We start from the raw sequence: 255 nt of genomic DNA, 5'->3' as shown, positions 1-255 counted from the left end.
TGCGGGCTACCACCGAATCATCCACGAAGAACAGGTACTGGTCGCTCTCCAGCTGGGCTTGCGGAATCTCCGGCAGGCGCGGCTCACCCACCACGGTGGCCAGAATCTGCTCCACGTCCAGAATGGATACCAGCTTGCCGTCTTCCAGCTCGGTGATGGCGGTGATCAGGTTGGAGTTGGTGGCGCTGCTGTTCATCATGTTTTCCGGGGCGCGCACGCGGTCCCAGTCCACCCGGATGATGCGGTCCACCGAAT

At 62.0% G+C, this 255-nt stretch carries 1 protein-coding gene; it reads right to left on the bottom strand.

Features of this window, described 5'->3' with window-relative positions; genetic code table 11:
- Positions 1 to 255: chemotaxis protein CheW (locus JHD62_RS22365; protein ID WP_199104703.1), on the bottom strand; the 255-nt coding region annotated here is incomplete at both ends.

This window comes from Aquitalea sp. ASV11 (genome assembly GCF_016429185.1).
GTDB lineage: Bacteria > Pseudomonadota > Gammaproteobacteria > Burkholderiales > Chromobacteriaceae > Aquitalea > Aquitalea pelogenes.
This window is presented reverse-complemented; position numbering and strand designations above follow the sequence as displayed.